Below are 15,416 nucleotides of genomic sequence, written 5' to 3' on the forward strand. Positions count from 1 at the left end.
AACGCGGGATGCGGCATGAAGGTTCCATGGAAAGCCGTGCCTTACAGTTGGAACAGGCCCTGCGCCGGGCGGGGGTGCGGGTGACGCGGCAGCGCGCGGCCCTTTTGCGGGTGATCGCGGGCAGCGAGGATCATCCCGATGCCGCCGAACTGCATCGCCGGGCCGAGGCCGCGGGGGCCGGGGTGTCGCTGGCGACCGTTTACCGCACATTGACCACGTTGCAGACCCAGGGGGTCATCGAGAAGCTGGAATTCCAGGGCGAACCGGCCCGGTGGGAGGCTGCGGACCAGCGGCACCACGACCACATGATCGACGTGGACACGGGCGAGGTGGTCGAGTTCACCAATGACCGCATCGAACGGTTGCAGGCCGAGGTCGCGGCCGAGATGGGATACGAGATCGTCCATCACCGGCTGGAACTCTATGTGCGGCGGCGGGGCGCCTGAACCGCGGATGCAGGTCTTCGACAAGATCATCTCGGACCGAGGATCGCGCTATGCCGTGGCGGGCGGGCCTGCCGCGACGCGGGCCGAGGCCCAGGCCCTGCTGGCCGAACTGAAGCGCAACAAGCGGTTCGCCAAGGCCACCCACAACAGCTGGGCCGCGATCCTGGCCGATGGGCCGGTCAAGGACGACGATGGGGAAGCGGGCGCGGGCGCGCTGATCCTGCAGATGCTGGAACGCGCCGAATTGCGGGACCATGTGGTCATCGTGACCCGCTGGTTTGGCGGCAAGCAACTGGGCGGCGACCGCTTCCGCCATGTGGCGGATGCGGTCAGGCATTACCTGCGGGAAACCGGCCTGGGCTAGCGCCAGCCAAGCGCCGGGGCCACATGGCGCAGGATGCTGTCCAGGACATGGACGTTGTAATCGACGCCCAGCATGTTCGGGACCGTCAGCAGCAGGGTATCGGCCTCGGCAATGGCCTCGTCCTCCCGCAACTGGTCGATCAGGCGATCCGGTTCGTCGGCATAGCTGCGCCCGAAGACGGCGCGATAGTTGTCGATATTGCCGATCTGGTCGCTGTCCTTGCCGCCGCGCCCGAAGAAGCGGCGGTCCATGTCGCTGACCAGGGCGAAGATCGACCGGCTGACGGATACGCGCGGGGCACGGTCATGGCCCGCAGCCGCCCATGCCTCGCGATAGGTGCGGATCTGGCGGGCTTGCTGGACGTGGAACGGCTCGCCTGTCTCATCGACCTTGAGGGTCGAGCTTTGCAGGTACATCCCCATCTGTGCCGCCCATTCCGCCGTCGCGTTGGAGGCCGAGCCCCACCAGATGCGGTCGCGCAGCCCCGGCGAATGCGGCTCCAGCCGAAGAAGGCCGGGCGGGTTCGGGAACATCGGGCGGGGGTTCGGGCGGGCGAAGCCCTTGCCTTCAAGCTGCTGCAGGAAAACCTCGGTATGGCGGCGGGCCATGTCCTGATCGCTCTCGCCCTCGGCCGGCTGATATCCGAAGTATCGCCAGCCGTCGATCACCTGTTCCGGGCTGCCCCGGCTGATGCCAAGCTGCAGGCGTCCGCCGGAAATCAGGTCGGCCGCGCCCGCGTCCTCGACCATGTAGAGCGGGTTTTCATAGCGCATGTCGATCACGCCGGTGCCGATCTCGATCCGCCTGGTCCTTGCGCCGACGGCGGCCAGCAGCGGGAAGGGCGAGGCAAGCTGGCGGGCGAAGTGATGGACGCGGAAATAGGCGCCGTCCGCGCCCAGTTCCTCGGCAGCGATGGCCAGGTCTATGGATTGCAGCAGCACGTCCTGGGCCGTGCGGACCTGTGATCCGGGTTCGGGCGACCAGTGGCCGAAGGACAGAAAGCCGATCTTCTTCATGCTGTTCCCTTTGCTGCGTCATGCGCGTTGCAAGGGGACATAGGGGCTTGCCGCACCGTCAGGCAAGGATCACGGGCGCGCAGGGCCTGTGCGCCCGTGCCTATTTCCAGCGGCGATGGACCCAGAACCACTGGTCCATGTGCTGGCGGACAAGCATTTCCAGGTCGTCGTTCAGCGCCTGCATCATTGCCGCCGGTTCGCCATGTTCGACGGGTTCGCCCACATGGACGCGAAAGCGCAGCCCGTCGGGGCAGCGGATGCCGTGGACCGGGATCAGCAGCGCGTCATAGCGCAGCGCGAGTTCGGCAGGCGTCAGCACGGTCCGGCTGGGCAGGTCGAAGAAGCGCAGCTCGGGCGCGTGCCGGTCATACTGGTCAAAGCCCAGGGCCAGCCAGCCGCCGCCCTTCAGGAAGCGCAGCATGGCCGTCAGGCCCGACCGCCCGCGCGGGAACAGCGGCTCGGCGATGGCGCTGATCGCGGGGATGTAGTGGCGGTTGAACGCCTCGTTGTTCATGGGCCGGTAGAGCGCGCCGACCGGCCAGCCGCGACCGGCAAGCGCGGTGCGCATGGCGTCGTAATTGCCGAAATGCGCGCAGGCGATGATAACGGGGCGGTGCGCCTCGAAGGCTGCTTCAAGCGCGGGCAGGCCGGGGCCTTCCAGGGGATCGGAGTCGCGGATGCGGCTGGTGAACTCCTCGCCCGAATAGATTTCGGCCACGGAACGGCCCGCGTTGTTGGGGACGGCGCGGGTCAGGGCCTTCACCTCCTCGGCCGTCAGGTCGGGTCGGGCCAGAGACAGGTTTTCGCGGATCCGCCGCCGCCATCCGGCCAGCGGGCCAAGGACATGCGCGAACAGCCAGCCCACGGCAGGGATGCGCCTGTCATAGGGCAGCAGCCGGGCAAGCCCGATCACCGACAGGAAGGCCGCGTTCGCGATGCGGTCGGACAGGGGCGGGGTGTCGGGATGGCTCATGGGGTCCTTCGCGCCAAGCTTGCCTCTCGGGACCAGACATAAAGGCCTGCCGCCACGATGATCGTGGCCCCGGTCACGGTCCAGCCATCGGGCAACTGCCCGAACAACAGCCAGCCCCACAAGCCCGCCCAGACCAGCCCGGTATAGCCGAAGGGGGCCAGCACCCCGGCCTCGGCCGTGGCGAAGGCGCGGACCAGCAGATACTGGCTGAGCGTGCCGAAGACCCCCAGCAGCGCGAATGCCCACAGGTCGGAGGCCGCGATCGGCTGCCAGACGAAGGGCACGACAAGCGATGTCAGGACGCTGCCCACGACCGCCGACCACATCACCGAGGTGGCGACCGAATCCGTCCGCGCCATCCGCGTCAAAAGCGCGCCCGTGGCATAGGTGAAGGCCCCGGCCAGGGGCAGCAGGGCGGCGGGCTGGAAGACCCCCAGGCCGGGCCGGATGATGATCAGCGCGCCGACAAGGGCTGCGGCGATGCCCGCAAGCCGGCGGGGGCCGATCTTCTCGCCCAGGAACAGGGCCGCGCCTAGGGTGATCAGGACCGGGTTCAGGTCCATGATCGCCGTCGCCTCGGCCAGGCCGATGACCTGGAGCGAACTGAAGAACAGCGCGACGGACGCAAGCTGCATCAGGGCGCGGGCGAATTGCAGGCCGGGCCTGCGGGTGCGCATCACCGTGGGCATCGCGCCCCGGAAGATGACGGCGAAGATCGCCAGGTTGCCGATGAAGCGTGCCCAGACGACCTGCGCGGGGTGATAGGCCTGGGTTAGGTGCTTGGCCGTCGCGTCCATCAGGGTGAAACCCAGGATCGCGGCCAGCATCAGGGCGATCCCGGTGGCCTGGACATTGGCGGGCTGGCGCAGGGCAAGTGTCACGGGTCTAGGTCTTTCGGGCCAGGGGATGATGGGTCAGGACCAGATCGCGCATCCTTTCGTCAAGGACATGCGTATAGATCTCGGTCGTGCCCAGGTCGGCATGGCCCAGAAGGGTCTGGATGGAACGCAGGTCGGCGCCGCCTTGCAGCAGATGCGTGGCGAAGGCGTGACGGATCACATGCGGCGTCACGCGGGCGGGCGAAACGCCCGCATGCACGGCCATGTCGTTCAGAAGCCGCCCGAAGGTCTGGCGCGGCATGTGGCCCGCCGCGCCGGGGGCGGGAAACAGCCAGCGCGCGCCCTTGCCGGCGACAAGGCGGCCAAGCGCGCTGTCCCGGGGGGCGTCGTCGCGGATCGCCAGCCAGGCCGACAGCGCCCGGCGGGCCGGGGGCGTCAGCGGGACCATGCGTTCCTTGTCGCCCTTGCCCCGGATCAGCAGAACGCGCGGATCGCCCCGGCAGGCGGCCACCGGCAGGGCCACGAGTTCGCTGACCCGCATCCCCGTGGCATAGAGAAGCTCCATCAGGCAAAGGTTGCGGGCGCGTTCGGCATCCGTCCGCCCGATCAGGGGCGCCGCCGCCAGCAGGGCGTCGATCTCGTCGCGATCAAGGGTCTTGGGCAGGCGCTTGGCCCGGCCCGGTCCGCTGATGCGGATGGCGGGGTCGTCGTCGCGCCAGCCTTCCTCAAGCGCGAAGCGGGTGAACTGCCGGATGGATGACAGCCGCCGCGCCCGTGTGGCGCGCGACAGGCCCTGCGCGTCGCAATGGGCCAGGTAATCCTCGACCCGTTCGCGGGTCAGATCCGCCAAGGCCAGCCTGCGCGCGGCCAGCCAGTCCGACAGGTCGCGCAGGTCGCGGCCATAGGCCAGGACCGTGTTGCGCGCCGATCCCGATTCGGCGGCCTTGGCGTCCAGAAAGGCGGATATGGCGCGGTGATCGGCGATCATGGGTTCTGCCGCATCACCGGCAACAGCGACAGCTGCGCGGCCGCCAAATCGGCCTCGGCCGCCAGTCCCAGGGCGCGCAGGGTGGCAAGGCCACGGCCCGCGCGGGGCAGATCCCCGTCCAGGCCCGCGTCGATATCGGCCATGGCAGCCAGAAGCGCCTCTCCCTTCTGGGTGGCGGGGGGCTGGACCGGGTCGGCCTTCAGCGCGGGATCCAGGACCAGCGGCACCGGCACGGGCAGCCCCTGCCACTGGCGCAGCCAAGTGGCAACCTGCGCGGCCCGACCCTCGCCCCCTTCGGGCAGGCCAGCGGCGATCATCGCGGCCATCACATCGGTCATGCCCGCCTGCTTGAACTGGTCGAATGCCGAGGGCAATGCGGAGGAAAGATCGCCGCTGGCCAAGGCGGCCTCCAAGGTGCGCATGGCGCCCGCGCGTTCCCAGACGCCGCCCGAAGCCGCAGGGCTTTGTTCGGTATAAAGCGCGCGCAGGGTGGCGGGGGCGATGGCGCCCGCGCGGGCCAGGCGTTCGGCCGCATCCAGCCGGGCCTTCCAGCCGTTGTTCGGGCGCAGGTCGGAATGGGCAAAGGCGATGGGCAACGACGATGTGGGCAGCGGCTGGCCGATCGCCTCGTGAATGCGGAAATCCAGGGGCGTCATGCGATCCGGCGTGGCAAGCGTCTCGCCGCTGTCCACATAGGCGTCGTCCAGGAAATGCGTCAGAAGCACCGCCTGTTGCTGGTCCAGCAGGCCCAGCGTTTCCGCGCCGTGCAGGCTGATCGCGGCGGCCGCCCAATCGCCGGTCTGGGCCAGGCAGAAGATCCGGGCCGCAAAGCTGGGCGCGATGCCGGGCGTGGTGTTCATGATCTCGCAGGCGCGCGCCTCGTCCCCTTCCAGCAGGGCGATGTCGAACAGGCGGCGGAAGATTTCCGGGTTGCTGGGACCGGCGGCGGTCAGAAGCGCCTGCGCACGGTCCAGCGCGCCCCCATCCAGCAACCGGTCGGCGCGGGCCAGAAACAGTGTCCCCTGCGGCGCGTCCGACCCTGCGGGAGGGGCGAGTTGCGTGGTCAGCACCCGATCCAGAAGCGCGTTCATCGCCGGAAGGCGTGCGGGCGTGCGCAGGATCAGACCGGCCAGCGTCGCAGCGTCGCTGCCCTGCCACAGATCGGCGGGAAGTCCCGCCTTGCGCGGCGTCCTGAGGCCCACGCTGTCGGGATTTCCGATCCCGAGCCGCGTGACCTGGACCGAGCCGACCTCGCCCGTCGTGGCGACGGGCTTGGGTCCGGGCGCGCCGGGAACGCCGGGGGGCGGCGCGTCGCCCGGACGCCAGGCCGAGCTTTCGCGGTCCGGCCCGCGCACGCTGCCCGACAGCCAGTCGCTTGCCGAAAGCGGCGTCTGGGCCTGCGCGGAACAGGCAAGGCCAAGCATCATGGCCAGGGGCAGCAGGCGCCTGCTCACTCGGGTTCAGCCTCGGTTGCGGGGGCGGCCGGGGCCGAGGGGGCGGCGCCGATGGGGCTGCGGACCTCGGACCGGACCGGCTGCATGTCGCCGAAATAGGCGTAACCGGCCAGGCCGATCACCGCAGCCAGAATTAGCACCACCAGAACCTTGAGCAGCCGCATCGAATTTCGCCTCGTTCATCGTTGTTTTTGCCTTGAACCCGGTCTTTCGCCGGTTCGTCCCGAATATATATGGCATTTTCCGAAAGATCACGCCATTCAGTCGGCCAATGAACGGGGGACGGACATGCGCCAGCGCCTGAGGCGCCATATCGTGCTGATCGGGATGATGGGGGCGGGCAAGACCGCGCTGGGGACGGAACTGGCCCGGCGCCTTCATGTCCCCTTCACCGATTCGGATGTCGAGATCGAGGCAGCCGCCGCCATGTCCATATCCGAGATCTTCGCCCGCGACGGCGAGGCCTTCTTCCGCGACCGCGAAGCCCAGGTGATCGCCCGCATCCTGCGCCAGTCGCCGCGCGTGATCTCGACCGGCGGCGGGGCCTGGATGCAGGAACGCAACCGCGCGGCCATCAAGGCTGCGGGACTGTCGGTCTGGCTGGAATGCGACTTGGACACGCTGTGGCACCGGGTGCGCCAGCGCAGCACGAGGCCCCTGCTGCAAACCGCCGACCCCAAGGGCACGCTGGCGCGCCTGCTGGCGGAACGCAATCCGACCTATGCCCTGGCGGAACTGACCTTTCCCGCCCGCCCCGCCGACAGCGTCGATGCCGCCACCACGCGGCTGCTGGACGCCATCCGCGCCGCCGATGCAGACCTGCTGATCGAGACACCATGACCCCCGAACCCGTTACCGTCCATGTGCCCTTGGGCGACCGCGCCTATGACGTCCGCATCGGCGCCGGCCTGATCGACCGCGTCGGGGCCGAGATCGCCCCCCTGCTGCGCCGCCCGCGCCTGGCCATCGTCACCGACGAAACGGTCGCGGCCCTGCATCTGCCGCGATTGCAGGGCGCGCTGACCGCCCAGGGGATCGTGTCCGAGGCCCTGGTCGTGCCCCCGGGCGAGGCCACGAAAAGCTGGCCCCACCTGACGACCTGCGTCGAATGGTTGCTGGAACAGCGGATCGAGCGGCGAGACATCGTGGTGGCCTTTGGCGGGGGCGTGATCGGCGATCTGGTGGGCTTCGCGGCCGCCATCCTGCGGCGCGGCGTCCGCTTCGTGCAGATCCCCACAACGCTTCTGGCGCAGGTGGACAGCAGCGTCGGCGGCAAGACCGGGATCAACAGCCCCCATGGCAAGAACCTGATCGGCGCCTTCCACCAGCCCTCGCTGGTGCTGGCCGATATCGCGGTGCTGGACACCCTGACCCCGCGCGATTTCCTGGCGGGCTATGGCGAGGTCGCGAAATACGGGCTGCTGGGGGACGCCGAGTTCTTCGAGTGGCTGGAAGCGAATGCCCCCCGCCTGCGCGACGATATGGCCCTGCGCCAGCATGCCGTGGCCCATTCGGTCGCCATGAAGGCCGGGATCGTGACCCGCGACGAAACGGAACAAGGCGAACGCGCCTTGCTGAACCTGGGCCATACCTTCGGCCACGCGCTCGAATCTGCCACCGGCTATTCCGCGCGGCTGCTGCATGGCGAAGGCGTGGCGATCGGCTGCGCGCTGGCCTTCGACCTGTCGGCCCGCATGGGACTGTGCAGCCAAGAGGCGCCGTCCCGCGTGCTGGCCCATCTGCGGCAGATGGGAATGCCCGCCGCGATCCGCGACATTCCGGGCGACCTGCCCGACGATGCGGCGCTGATCGCGCTGATGGGACAGGACAAGAAGGTGGTGGACGGCCGTCTGCGCTTTGTCCTGGCGCGCGGCATCGGCGAGGCTTTCGTCAGCGACGACGTTCAGCCCGATACGCTGGCGGCCGTGCTGCGGGACGCGCGCTGACCGCGCGCCCCACCTGGACGATCAGAACGGGATCTCGTCGTCATAGTCGCTGCGGCTGCCGCCGCCGCTGCCTTGGCTTCCGCCCGACGGGCCGCCCCGGTCGTAATCGTCATAACCCCCGCCGCCGCCTTGGCCACCGCCGCCCGAACCGCCACCGTCGCGGCCGTCCAGCATCTGCAACGTGCCGCTGAAGCCGCGCAGCACGACCTCGGTCGTATAGCGGTCCTGGCCCGACTGGTCCTGCCATTTGCGGGTTTCAAGCTGGCCCTCGACATAGACCTTGCTGCCCTTCTTCAGGAACCGCTCGACCACGTTGACAAGGCCTTCGGACATGATGGCGACGCTGTGCCATTCGGTCCGTTCCTTGCGTTCGCCCGTGTTGCGGTCCTTCCACTGTTCCGACGTGGCGATCCGCAGGTTGGCGACCTTGCCGCCGTTCTGGAAGGTGCGGATTTCGGGGTCGCGGCCCAGATTGCCGATCAGGATGACCTTGTTGACGCTGCCTGCCATGACGTTTTCCTGCAAATGTGTCCTTGGCGAAATGGTCTAGCGCAGCCCCTGCCGCGATGCAAATGCGCGCTTTGCCGCCATCGGCCTTCTGATCGAAAAGCCATGCTGGCGACGCGGTCCGATTTCTGTATAGTCCCATCAAAACCCACAACAACGAGGGACAGGGACATGACATTCATCCCTACCATCAAGGCGGGTCTGTGCGCGTTGCTGATCGCTGGAATCGCCGTGCCTGCCTCGGCCGAGGGGCTTCGCCTGTCGGGCAGTTCGTCGAAATCGCGGGCCGAACAGTTCGCCCGGCAGACCCGGCTGATGGATTCGCGGCTGGCGGGGCAATATCAGCAATCCGCGCGCCTGCGCCCCAATGCGCGCAGCGGCAGCGACAGTTCGGTCGATATCCAGCTTTCCGCGAACATCCCCGCCTATCGCGGCAAGCGCAGCGACTTCATTCCCCATGCGCGCGAGGCCGCCCGTCGATACGGCATCCCCGAGGATCTGTTCCTGCGCCTGGTTCAGCAGGAATCCGGCTGGAACCCAAGCGCGCGGTCGCACAAGGGGGCCACTGGCCTGGCGCAGTTGATGCCCGGAACGGCGGCCAAGCTGGGCGTCAACCCGCATGATCCGGTCCAGAACCTGCATGGCGGCGCGCGCTATCTGCGGATGATGTACAACCAGTTCGGCAATTGGCGCCTGGCGCTTGCCGCCTATAATGCCGGGCCGGGCGCGGTGCAGAAGTACAACGGCATCCCGCCTTACCGCGAAACCCGCAACTATGTGCGGATCATCGCGGGAAGCTGATTCTTCCTTGCGCAGACATTCTTGGCGGTGAATTCCCTTGCAGAGGCAAGAGGGGGCGCAAGCGCCCCCTTTTTTCGTCAGACTTCCTCGATCCGCAACTCGACCGGATCACCCGCCAGGACCCCGGTGCGGGGCAGGGCCTCGATGGCGAAGTCGATGGCTTCGGGGGTGGTCTTGTGGGTCACGACCAGGACCGGGACACTGTCCGGGCTGTGCTGGCCATATTGGCGCATCCGGTCGATGGAAATGCCCGCATCCCCCAGCACCGTCGCCACCTTGGCAAGCGCGCCCGGCTTGTCCTGCAATTCCAGGCGCAGGTAATAGGCCGCGGGAACGGCCGTCCGTGCGGGCTGCGCGGCCTTCAGGGATGCCGCAGGCTGGCCGAACACCGGCAGGCGCACGCCGCGCGCGATTTCCACGATGTCGGACAGGACGGCGCTTGCGGTCGGACCTTCACCCGCGCCTGCGCCGCGCAGCACGATCTGGCCCACGCTGTCGCCTTCGACCACGACCATGTTCGTGCCGCCCATCAGCTGCCCCAGCGGGCTGTCCGCCGGAACCAGGCAGGGCGACATGCGCTGTTCCAGCCCGCGCGGGGTCATCTGCGCCACGCCCAGAAGCTTGATCTTGTAGCCCATGTCGGCGGCGCGGCGGATGTCGTCGATGCTGACGCGTTCGATCCCCTCGATCTCGACCGCATCGAAATTGACCTGGGTGCCGAAGGCGATCGACGACAGGATCGACAGCTTGTGGCCCGCGTCGATGCCGCCCACGTCCAGCGTCGGGTCGGCCTCAAGGTATCCCAACTGGCGCGCTTCCTCGAACACCGCCTCATAGGGCAGGCCCGCGCTTTCCATCCGCGTCAGGATATAGTTGCAGGTGCCGTTCATCACGCCCATGACACGGCGGATTTCATTGCCCGCCAGCGATTCCGTCATCGCCTTGATGACCGGGATGCCGCCTGCCACCGCCGCCTCGAAGCGCAGGGTGCGGCCCAGCCCCTCGGCCAGTTCGGCAAGCGCCTGGCCGTGGACGGCCAGCAGCGCCTTGTTGGCCGTCACGACGTCCTTGCCCGAACGCAGCGCCGCCTCGATGCTGTCCTTGGCAATGCCGCTGTCGCCGCCCACCAGTTCGATGAACACATCGACATCATCCGCGGTGGCGACCGCCATGGCATTGTCTTCCCAGCGATAGGCCGACAGGTCGGCATCGCGGTTCTTCATCTTGTCCCGCGCGCAGATGGCGGTGATCGACACGGGGCGGCCGGTGCGGCGCGCCAGAAGATCGGCGTGTTTCTGGACGATCTTGACGACACCGATCCCGACGGTGCCAAGCCCGGCGATACCCAGGCGGAGGGAGGACGACATGAAGGCCTCTTGCGTAAGGTCGTCCGCTGTTAGCGCGCCGCGCGTCGTCATGCAACGCGCGAAAGGGCACAGTCACAGCCAGCGGCGCGTGCGCTGCCGGTATGTCGCGAATGCCTCGGGAAAGGCTTGCGCCAGCCGTTGTTCCTCGTGCGGGATGAAGCGGGCCGAGATGACCAGCACGAACCCCGCCACCAGCGGCAGGGCTGCCAGGGGCGCGCGGAAGGCCAGGCACAAGCCCGCCAGGATCATCGCATCGGCGACATAGATCGGGTTGCGCGACAGCCGGAACGGCCCCGACGTGACCAGATGGCGCGGCTGGCCATGGGGATCGACGGTCGTCTGCGCCCGGCGCATGGTCCACCCCGCCCATATCATCAGCGCCAGCCCGGCCAGGGCCAGCACCAGGCCCCAGCCTGCAAGCCAGCCGGGACCATGCGGCGCAAGGCGCCCCGCCAGCCACCCCGCCAGCACGAACAGGGCAAGCCAGATCTTGGGATAATCAGCAGTCAGCTTCATCACGGGTTGTCCTCGTTTCCCGCCCATTCGCCGTCGATCCCTGTCTTGCGCATGATCGACACCACGCGCCGGGCGGCAGCCAGCGTGTCGGCGTGGATGGCGTGAACGGCCGCCGGATCCATCTCGTCCGGGTAACGCTCGCCCCTGGTGTTTATGAAGGTGGGGTGCCAATGGCCCGGTTTGCTGCCCGGCCGCCAGGATGCGTGGCACAGCAGGTTCCGCTTCAGGCGAAGGGTCCGCAGGTCAGCCGACAAACCCTCGCGCCCTTCGATGCCGGCCTGCTTCATGGCGGCGGCAAAGCTGTCGATCAGCGTGCCAAGGGTATCGTCGGCGATCTCCTCGATCCGGCGCAGCCAGTCCTGCAAGACGCGCTCGCTCACATCCTCGCCCAGTTGGCGGCGCGTCAGCGAGAAGATGGCGCGTTTCAACGCTTCCTCCAGGAAGCCGAATCCGGCAACGGCGTGGCCGATGGCCGCCGCCATGTCGTCGGGCAGGCGATCGGGCGCGCGCGGCAGGCTCATGCTATTCGCGCCACAGATCTTTCACCCAGGTCGCGGGCAGCAGGTAATGGCGCAAGTGCCGGGACAGGCTTTCCCGACGCTTTCCCGAAAAGGCTTCGCGCAAATGATCCAGCGGCGGGCGGTGCACATCGTCTTCATGCCATCGTCCGGCAATGGCATCGGGGGGATTGAGGTTGCCCGCAAAGATCACGATGCGACTGTCCTTGGGCACTTTCGGTTCGCGCAGATAGTTCATCGGGAACGTCGGGACCGAGTGCATCCGGAAATGCGCCAACCAGCCGCGCGGCCAGAACTTGACGCCGCCGGGCGCGTTCCGGGTCACGAAGCGCTGTTCATACTTGTACTTGTCCGCCACGCCCTGCGGATCCGCGCGAAACAGCCCCTGCAGCGGCGCCAGCTTGCCGACCCGCATCCGATAGACCGAGGTCTGGCCCAGCTTTTCCAGTGGCGTGTTCGGGTTGCGTCCCAGGATCGTGTCGTCAGGGTCGCCAAAGGTGAAGAACGGGTCCAGGTTTCCCGTGATGATCACGTCCAGGTCCAGGAACAGCACCACCCCGGTCACGTCGCCCAGATCCCCCCACAGCCGCGACTTGGGCCATTTGCCGCGCGTGTTCACCGGCGCCTGATAGTCGAAGACGGGCAGGGGACGCACGGCGATGTCGGGATGCAGGCCGGTGGCGTCGTCGGTAAAGCAGAACAGCCGGAAGGGCGGGGTGATGTTGCGGCGGATCATCCCAAGAAGGCGGTTGACGTATTCCGGCCCGAACTTCGTGCCCCACTTGATGCAGATGATCTGCTTGATCTCCGGCGCGTCCATCACACCCTCTCCTGGTCGAGGCGCAAGGTTTCACAGCCGCCGGGCCAAGGCAATGTTCTTTGCCTTGGTCCAAATATCCTCGGGGGGGGTGCAGGGGGGCAGACGGCCCCCCTGCCACCGCGGGACGCAAATTCACGCCGCGCGGTTTTCCCGGATCAGCCGCAGGATGTCGGCGGCGGCCTGGGGGATGTTGGTGCCCGGCCCGAAGATCGCCTTGACGCCCGCCTGGCGCAGGTAATCGTAATCCTGCTGCGGGATCACGCCGCCGCAGATCACCAGGATGTCCCCCGCCCCTTGGGCCTTCAGCGCCTCGATCAGCTTCGGCGCAAGGGTCTTGTGGCCCGCCGCCTGGCTGGAAATGCCGACCACATGCACGTCGTTGTCCACGGCGTCTTGGGCCGCTTCCTCGGGCGTTTGGAACAGGGGGCCGACGTCCACGTCGAAGCCGATATCGGCGAAGGCCGTGGCGATGACCTTGGCGCCGCGGTCATGGCCGTCCTGGCCCATCTTGACCACCAGCATCCGGGGCCTGCGGCCTTCTTCCTCGGCAAAGGTTTCGACGTCGCGCTGGATTTGCGCGAAGCTCTCGTCGCCCTCGTAGGCCGCGCCATAGACGCCGGCCAGGGTCTTCACCTCGGCCCGGTGGCGGCCCCATTCCTTTTCCATCGCCATGCTGATTTCCCCTACGGTTGCTCGGGCGCGGGCGGCCTCGACAGCGGCCTCCAGCAGGTTGCCGCCCTCGCGGGCGCGGCGGGTGATTTCGTCAAGCGCCGCTTGGCAGGCGGCCTCGTCCCGCGTCTGGCGGATGCGGTTCAGGCGGGCGATCTGCGACTCGCGCACCGCCATGTTGTCGATGTCCAGGATGTCGATCGGATCCTCGCGATCCTTGCGGTACTTGTTGACGCCGACGATCACCTCTTCGCCCCGGTCGATCTGGGCCTGGCGACGGGCGGCGGTTTCCTCGATCCGCAGCTTGGGCATGCCGGTGGCGACGGCCTTGGTCATGCCGCCCAGTTCCTCGACCTCCTCGATCAGCGCCCAGGCTTTTTCGGCCAGTTCGGCCGTCAGGCTTTCGATGTAGTACGACCCGGCCAGCGGATCGACGACATGGGTGATGCCGGTTTCCTCTTGCAGGATCAGCTGGGTGTTGCGCGCAATCCGTGCCGAAAACTCGGTCGGCAGGGCGATGGCCTCGTCAAGCGCGTTGGTGTGCAGCGACTGCGTGCCGCCCAGGGCCGCCGACATCGCCTCGTATGCGGTGCGGATCACGTTGTTATAGGGATCCTGTTCCTGCAACGACACGCCCGAGGTCTGGCAATGCGTCCGCAGCATCAGGCTGCCGGGCTTCTTCGGGTTGAAATCCGACATGATGCGATGCCACAGCAGGCGCGCGGCGCGCAGTTTCGCGATCTCCATGAAGAAGTTCATGCCGATGGCGAAGAAGAAGGACAGCCGCCCCGCGAACTGGTCCACGTCCATGCCGGCGCTCAGGGCGGCGCGCACATATTCGCGCCCGTCCGCCAGCGTATAGGCCAGTTCCTGCACCAGGTTCGCGCCCGCTTCCTGCATGTGATAGCCGGAAATCGAGATCGAGTTGAACTTGGGCATCTCGTTCGAAGTGTATTCGATGATGTCCGCGATGATCCGCATCGAAGGCTCGGGCGGATAGATATAGGTGTTGCGGACCATGAACTCTTTCAGGATGTCGTTCTGGATCGTGCCCGACAGCACCGCGCGGGAATGGCCCTGTTCCTCGCCCGTGACGATGAAGTTGGCCAGGATCGGGATCACCGCGCCGTTCATGGTCATCGACACCGACACGCGGTCCAGCGGGATGCCGTCGAACAGGATCTTCATGTCCTCGACCGAATCGATGGCGACGCCCGCCTTGCCCACGTCGCCCACTACGCGCGGATGGTCGCTGTCATAGCCCCGGTGCGTCGCCAGGTCGAAGGCCACGGACACGCCCTGCTGCCCGGCGGCAAGCGCCTTGCGATAGAAGGCGTTGGATTCCTCGGCCGTGGAAAAGCCCGCGTATTGGCGGATCGTCCAGGGGCGGCCCGCATACATCGTGGCGCGCGGGCCACGGGTGAAGGGGGCGATGCCGGGCAGGCTGCCCAGGTGGTCCAGACCTTCCAGATCGGCCTCGGTGTAAAGCGGCTTGACCGGGATGCCTTCCAGCGTGTTCCAGGTCAGGCTGTCGGGATCGGCGCCCTTCAGTTCCTTCGCCGCCAGCTTCTGCCAGTCGTCCAGCGTGGGTTTCGTCATGGTCTGTCCTTTCGCACGGCGCGGTCCACCCTATATTCAAGGCAGAAAGGGGTGCCGATGAAGTTGAAATTCCTGATGGTTGCGATGATGCTTGCCGCAATGGGACCGGCCCGAGAGGCGCCCCCGCCAGCCGTCGCGCCGCAGCCCGCCAGCCCCGAGGAGGTTGCGGCGCCCGAACCGGAACCGGCGCGGCCCGAACTGCGCATCCTGTCCGCCGCGGAAACCCAGCTGGCCGATTTCCTGTGGACGGCCCGTCCGGTCGTGGTCTTTGCCGATACGCCCAACGACCCCGCCTTCCGCGAACAGATGCGCGCATTGGAGGCGGGCGGCGCAGCCCTGATCGAACGCGACGTGGTGGTGATCGCCGACAGCGATCCCCAGGCGAACAGCGCCTGGCGCCAGCAACTGCATCCGCGCGGCTTTTCGCTGGTCATCATCGACAAGGACGGACAGGTCAAGCAGCGGCGCCCGCTGCCTTGGGACGTGCGCGAAATCAGCCGCGCCATCGACAAGCTGCCGCTGCGCCGCCAGGAAATCGGCCGGGCCGGACTGGTGCCATGAGCGTTGAAAGCCCGAACGCCTTCGCCTATATT

Annotated in this window: 18 protein-coding genes; 6 read left to right on the forward strand and 12 right to left on the reverse strand. The window is 67.6% G+C overall.

Features of this window, described 5'->3' with window-relative positions; translation table 11 throughout:
• The first annotated feature begins 26 nt into the window (after positions 1–26).
• Both CK944_RS14010 and CK944_RS14015 read left to right on the forward strand, forming a co-directional pair.
• A complete protein-coding gene (locus CK944_RS14010; RefSeq protein WP_103173688.1) occupies positions 27–446 on the forward strand; it encodes a Fur family transcriptional regulator in 420 nt (139 codons plus the stop codon).
• Between the two features lie 7 nt (positions 447–453).
• The gene (locus CK944_RS14015) at positions 454–810 is read left to right on the forward strand and encodes a YigZ family protein (protein WP_103173720.1); all 357 of its coding nucleotides are present in this window, start codon (positions 454–456) and stop codon (positions 808–810) included.
• On the opposite strand, the gene CK944_RS14020 is transcribed toward CK944_RS14015, so the two are convergent.
• From CK944_RS14020 to CK944_RS23230, 6 genes are all read right to left on the reverse strand, one after another.
• Positions 807–1,826: an LLM class flavin-dependent oxidoreductase gene (locus CK944_RS14020; RefSeq protein ID WP_103173689.1), complete on the reverse strand. Its 1,020-nt coding sequence runs from the start codon at positions 1,824–1,826 to the stop codon at positions 807–809. The genes CK944_RS14015 and CK944_RS14020 overlap by 4 nt on opposite strands.
• A 100-nt stretch (positions 1,827–1,926) precedes the next feature.
• On the reverse strand, positions 1,927–2,799 hold the full coding sequence (locus CK944_RS14025; RefSeq protein WP_103173690.1) for a lysophospholipid acyltransferase family protein: 873 nt from the start codon (positions 2,797–2,799) through the stop codon (positions 1,927–1,929).
• On the reverse strand, positions 2,796–3,680 hold the full coding sequence (locus CK944_RS14030) for a DMT family transporter (RefSeq protein WP_229665094.1): 885 nt from the start codon (positions 3,678–3,680) through the stop codon (positions 2,796–2,798). Before CK944_RS14030 ends, CK944_RS14025 begins: the two co-directional genes overlap by 4 nt.
• A gap of 4 nt (positions 3,681–3,684) precedes the next feature.
• A complete protein-coding gene (locus tag CK944_RS14035; protein WP_103173691.1) occupies positions 3,685–4,626 on the reverse strand; it encodes a site-specific tyrosine recombinase XerD in 942 nt (313 codons plus the stop codon).
• Positions 4,623–6,080, reverse strand: a complete 1,458-nt coding sequence (locus CK944_RS14040; protein ID WP_229665095.1) for a hypothetical protein — start codon at positions 6,078–6,080, stop codon at positions 4,623–4,625. Before CK944_RS14040 ends, CK944_RS14035 begins: the two co-directional genes overlap by 4 nt.
• Entirely contained in the window at positions 6,077–6,244 is a 168-nt protein-coding gene (locus CK944_RS23230) for a hypothetical protein (protein ID WP_158248004.1), read from the reverse strand. Before CK944_RS23230 ends, CK944_RS14040 begins: the two co-directional genes overlap by 4 nt.
• A 94-nt stretch (positions 6,245–6,338) precedes the next feature.
• Between CK944_RS23230 and CK944_RS14045 the strand changes: the two genes are divergently transcribed.
• Entirely contained in the window at positions 6,339–6,920 is a 582-nt protein-coding gene (locus CK944_RS14045; RefSeq protein WP_256388131.1) for a shikimate kinase, read from the forward strand.
• The gene (aroB, locus tag CK944_RS14050) at positions 6,917–8,026 is read left to right on the forward strand and encodes a 3-dehydroquinate synthase (RefSeq protein ID WP_103173693.1); all 1,110 of its coding nucleotides are present in this window, start codon (positions 6,917–6,919) and stop codon (positions 8,024–8,026) included. Before CK944_RS14045 ends, aroB begins: the two co-directional genes overlap by 4 nt.
• 21 nt (positions 8,027–8,047) lie before the next feature.
• On the opposite strand, the gene ssb is transcribed toward aroB, so the two are convergent.
• The gene (gene ssb / locus CK944_RS14055; protein ID WP_103173694.1) at positions 8,048–8,536 is read right to left on the reverse strand and encodes a single-stranded DNA-binding protein; all 489 of its coding nucleotides are present in this window, start codon (positions 8,534–8,536) and stop codon (positions 8,048–8,050) included.
• A gap of 168 nt (positions 8,537–8,704) precedes the next feature.
• On the opposite strand from ssb, the gene CK944_RS14060 reads away from it, so the two are divergent.
• Positions 8,705–9,334: a lytic transglycosylase domain-containing protein gene (locus CK944_RS14060; protein ID WP_103173695.1), complete on the forward strand. Its 630-nt coding sequence runs from the start codon at positions 8,705–8,707 to the stop codon at positions 9,332–9,334.
• A 77-nt stretch (positions 9,335–9,411) separates the two neighbouring features.
• Here the strand turns inward: CK944_RS14060 and CK944_RS14065 are convergent, their stop codons facing one another.
• From CK944_RS14065 to scpA, 5 genes are all read right to left on the reverse strand, one after another.
• Positions 9,412–10,701 carry a homoserine dehydrogenase gene (locus tag CK944_RS14065; protein ID WP_103173696.1) on the reverse strand — a complete coding sequence of 430 codons (1,290 nt, stop codon included), beginning with the start codon at positions 10,699–10,701 and terminating at the stop codon, positions 9,412–9,414.
• Between the two features lie 72 nt (positions 10,702–10,773).
• Complete coding sequence (locus tag CK944_RS14070; protein WP_103173697.1) at positions 10,774–11,217, reverse strand: isoprenylcysteine carboxylmethyltransferase family protein; 444 nt, start codon at positions 11,215–11,217, stop codon at positions 10,774–10,776.
• Positions 11,217–11,738, reverse strand: a complete 522-nt coding sequence (locus CK944_RS14075; RefSeq protein ID WP_103173698.1) for a hypothetical protein — start codon at positions 11,736–11,738, stop codon at positions 11,217–11,219. Before CK944_RS14075 ends, CK944_RS14070 begins: the two co-directional genes overlap by 1 nt.
• Before the next feature lies 1 nt (position 11,739).
• Positions 11,740–12,555 carry a glycosyl transferase gene (locus CK944_RS14080; RefSeq protein WP_103173699.1) on the reverse strand — a complete coding sequence of 272 codons (816 nt, stop codon included), beginning with the start codon at positions 12,553–12,555 and terminating at the stop codon, positions 11,740–11,742.
• Between the two features lie 132 nt (positions 12,556–12,687).
• A complete protein-coding gene (gene scpA, locus CK944_RS14085) occupies positions 12,688–14,823 on the reverse strand; it encodes a methylmalonyl-CoA mutase (protein ID WP_103173700.1) in 2,136 nt (711 codons plus the stop codon).
• Between the two features lie 57 nt (positions 14,824–14,880).
• Here scpA and CK944_RS14090 point away from each other — a divergent pair, with 57 nt between their 5' ends.
• Positions 14,881–15,384: a DUF4174 domain-containing protein gene (locus CK944_RS14090; protein WP_103173701.1), complete on the forward strand. Its 504-nt coding sequence runs from the start codon at positions 14,881–14,883 to the stop codon at positions 15,382–15,384.
• The last annotated feature ends 32 nt before the right edge of the window (positions 15,385–15,416 follow it).

The sequence above is a fragment of the Paracoccus sp. SY genome, assembly GCF_002901215.1.
Lineage (GTDB): Bacteria > Pseudomonadota > Alphaproteobacteria > Rhodobacterales > Rhodobacteraceae > Paracoccus > Paracoccus acridae.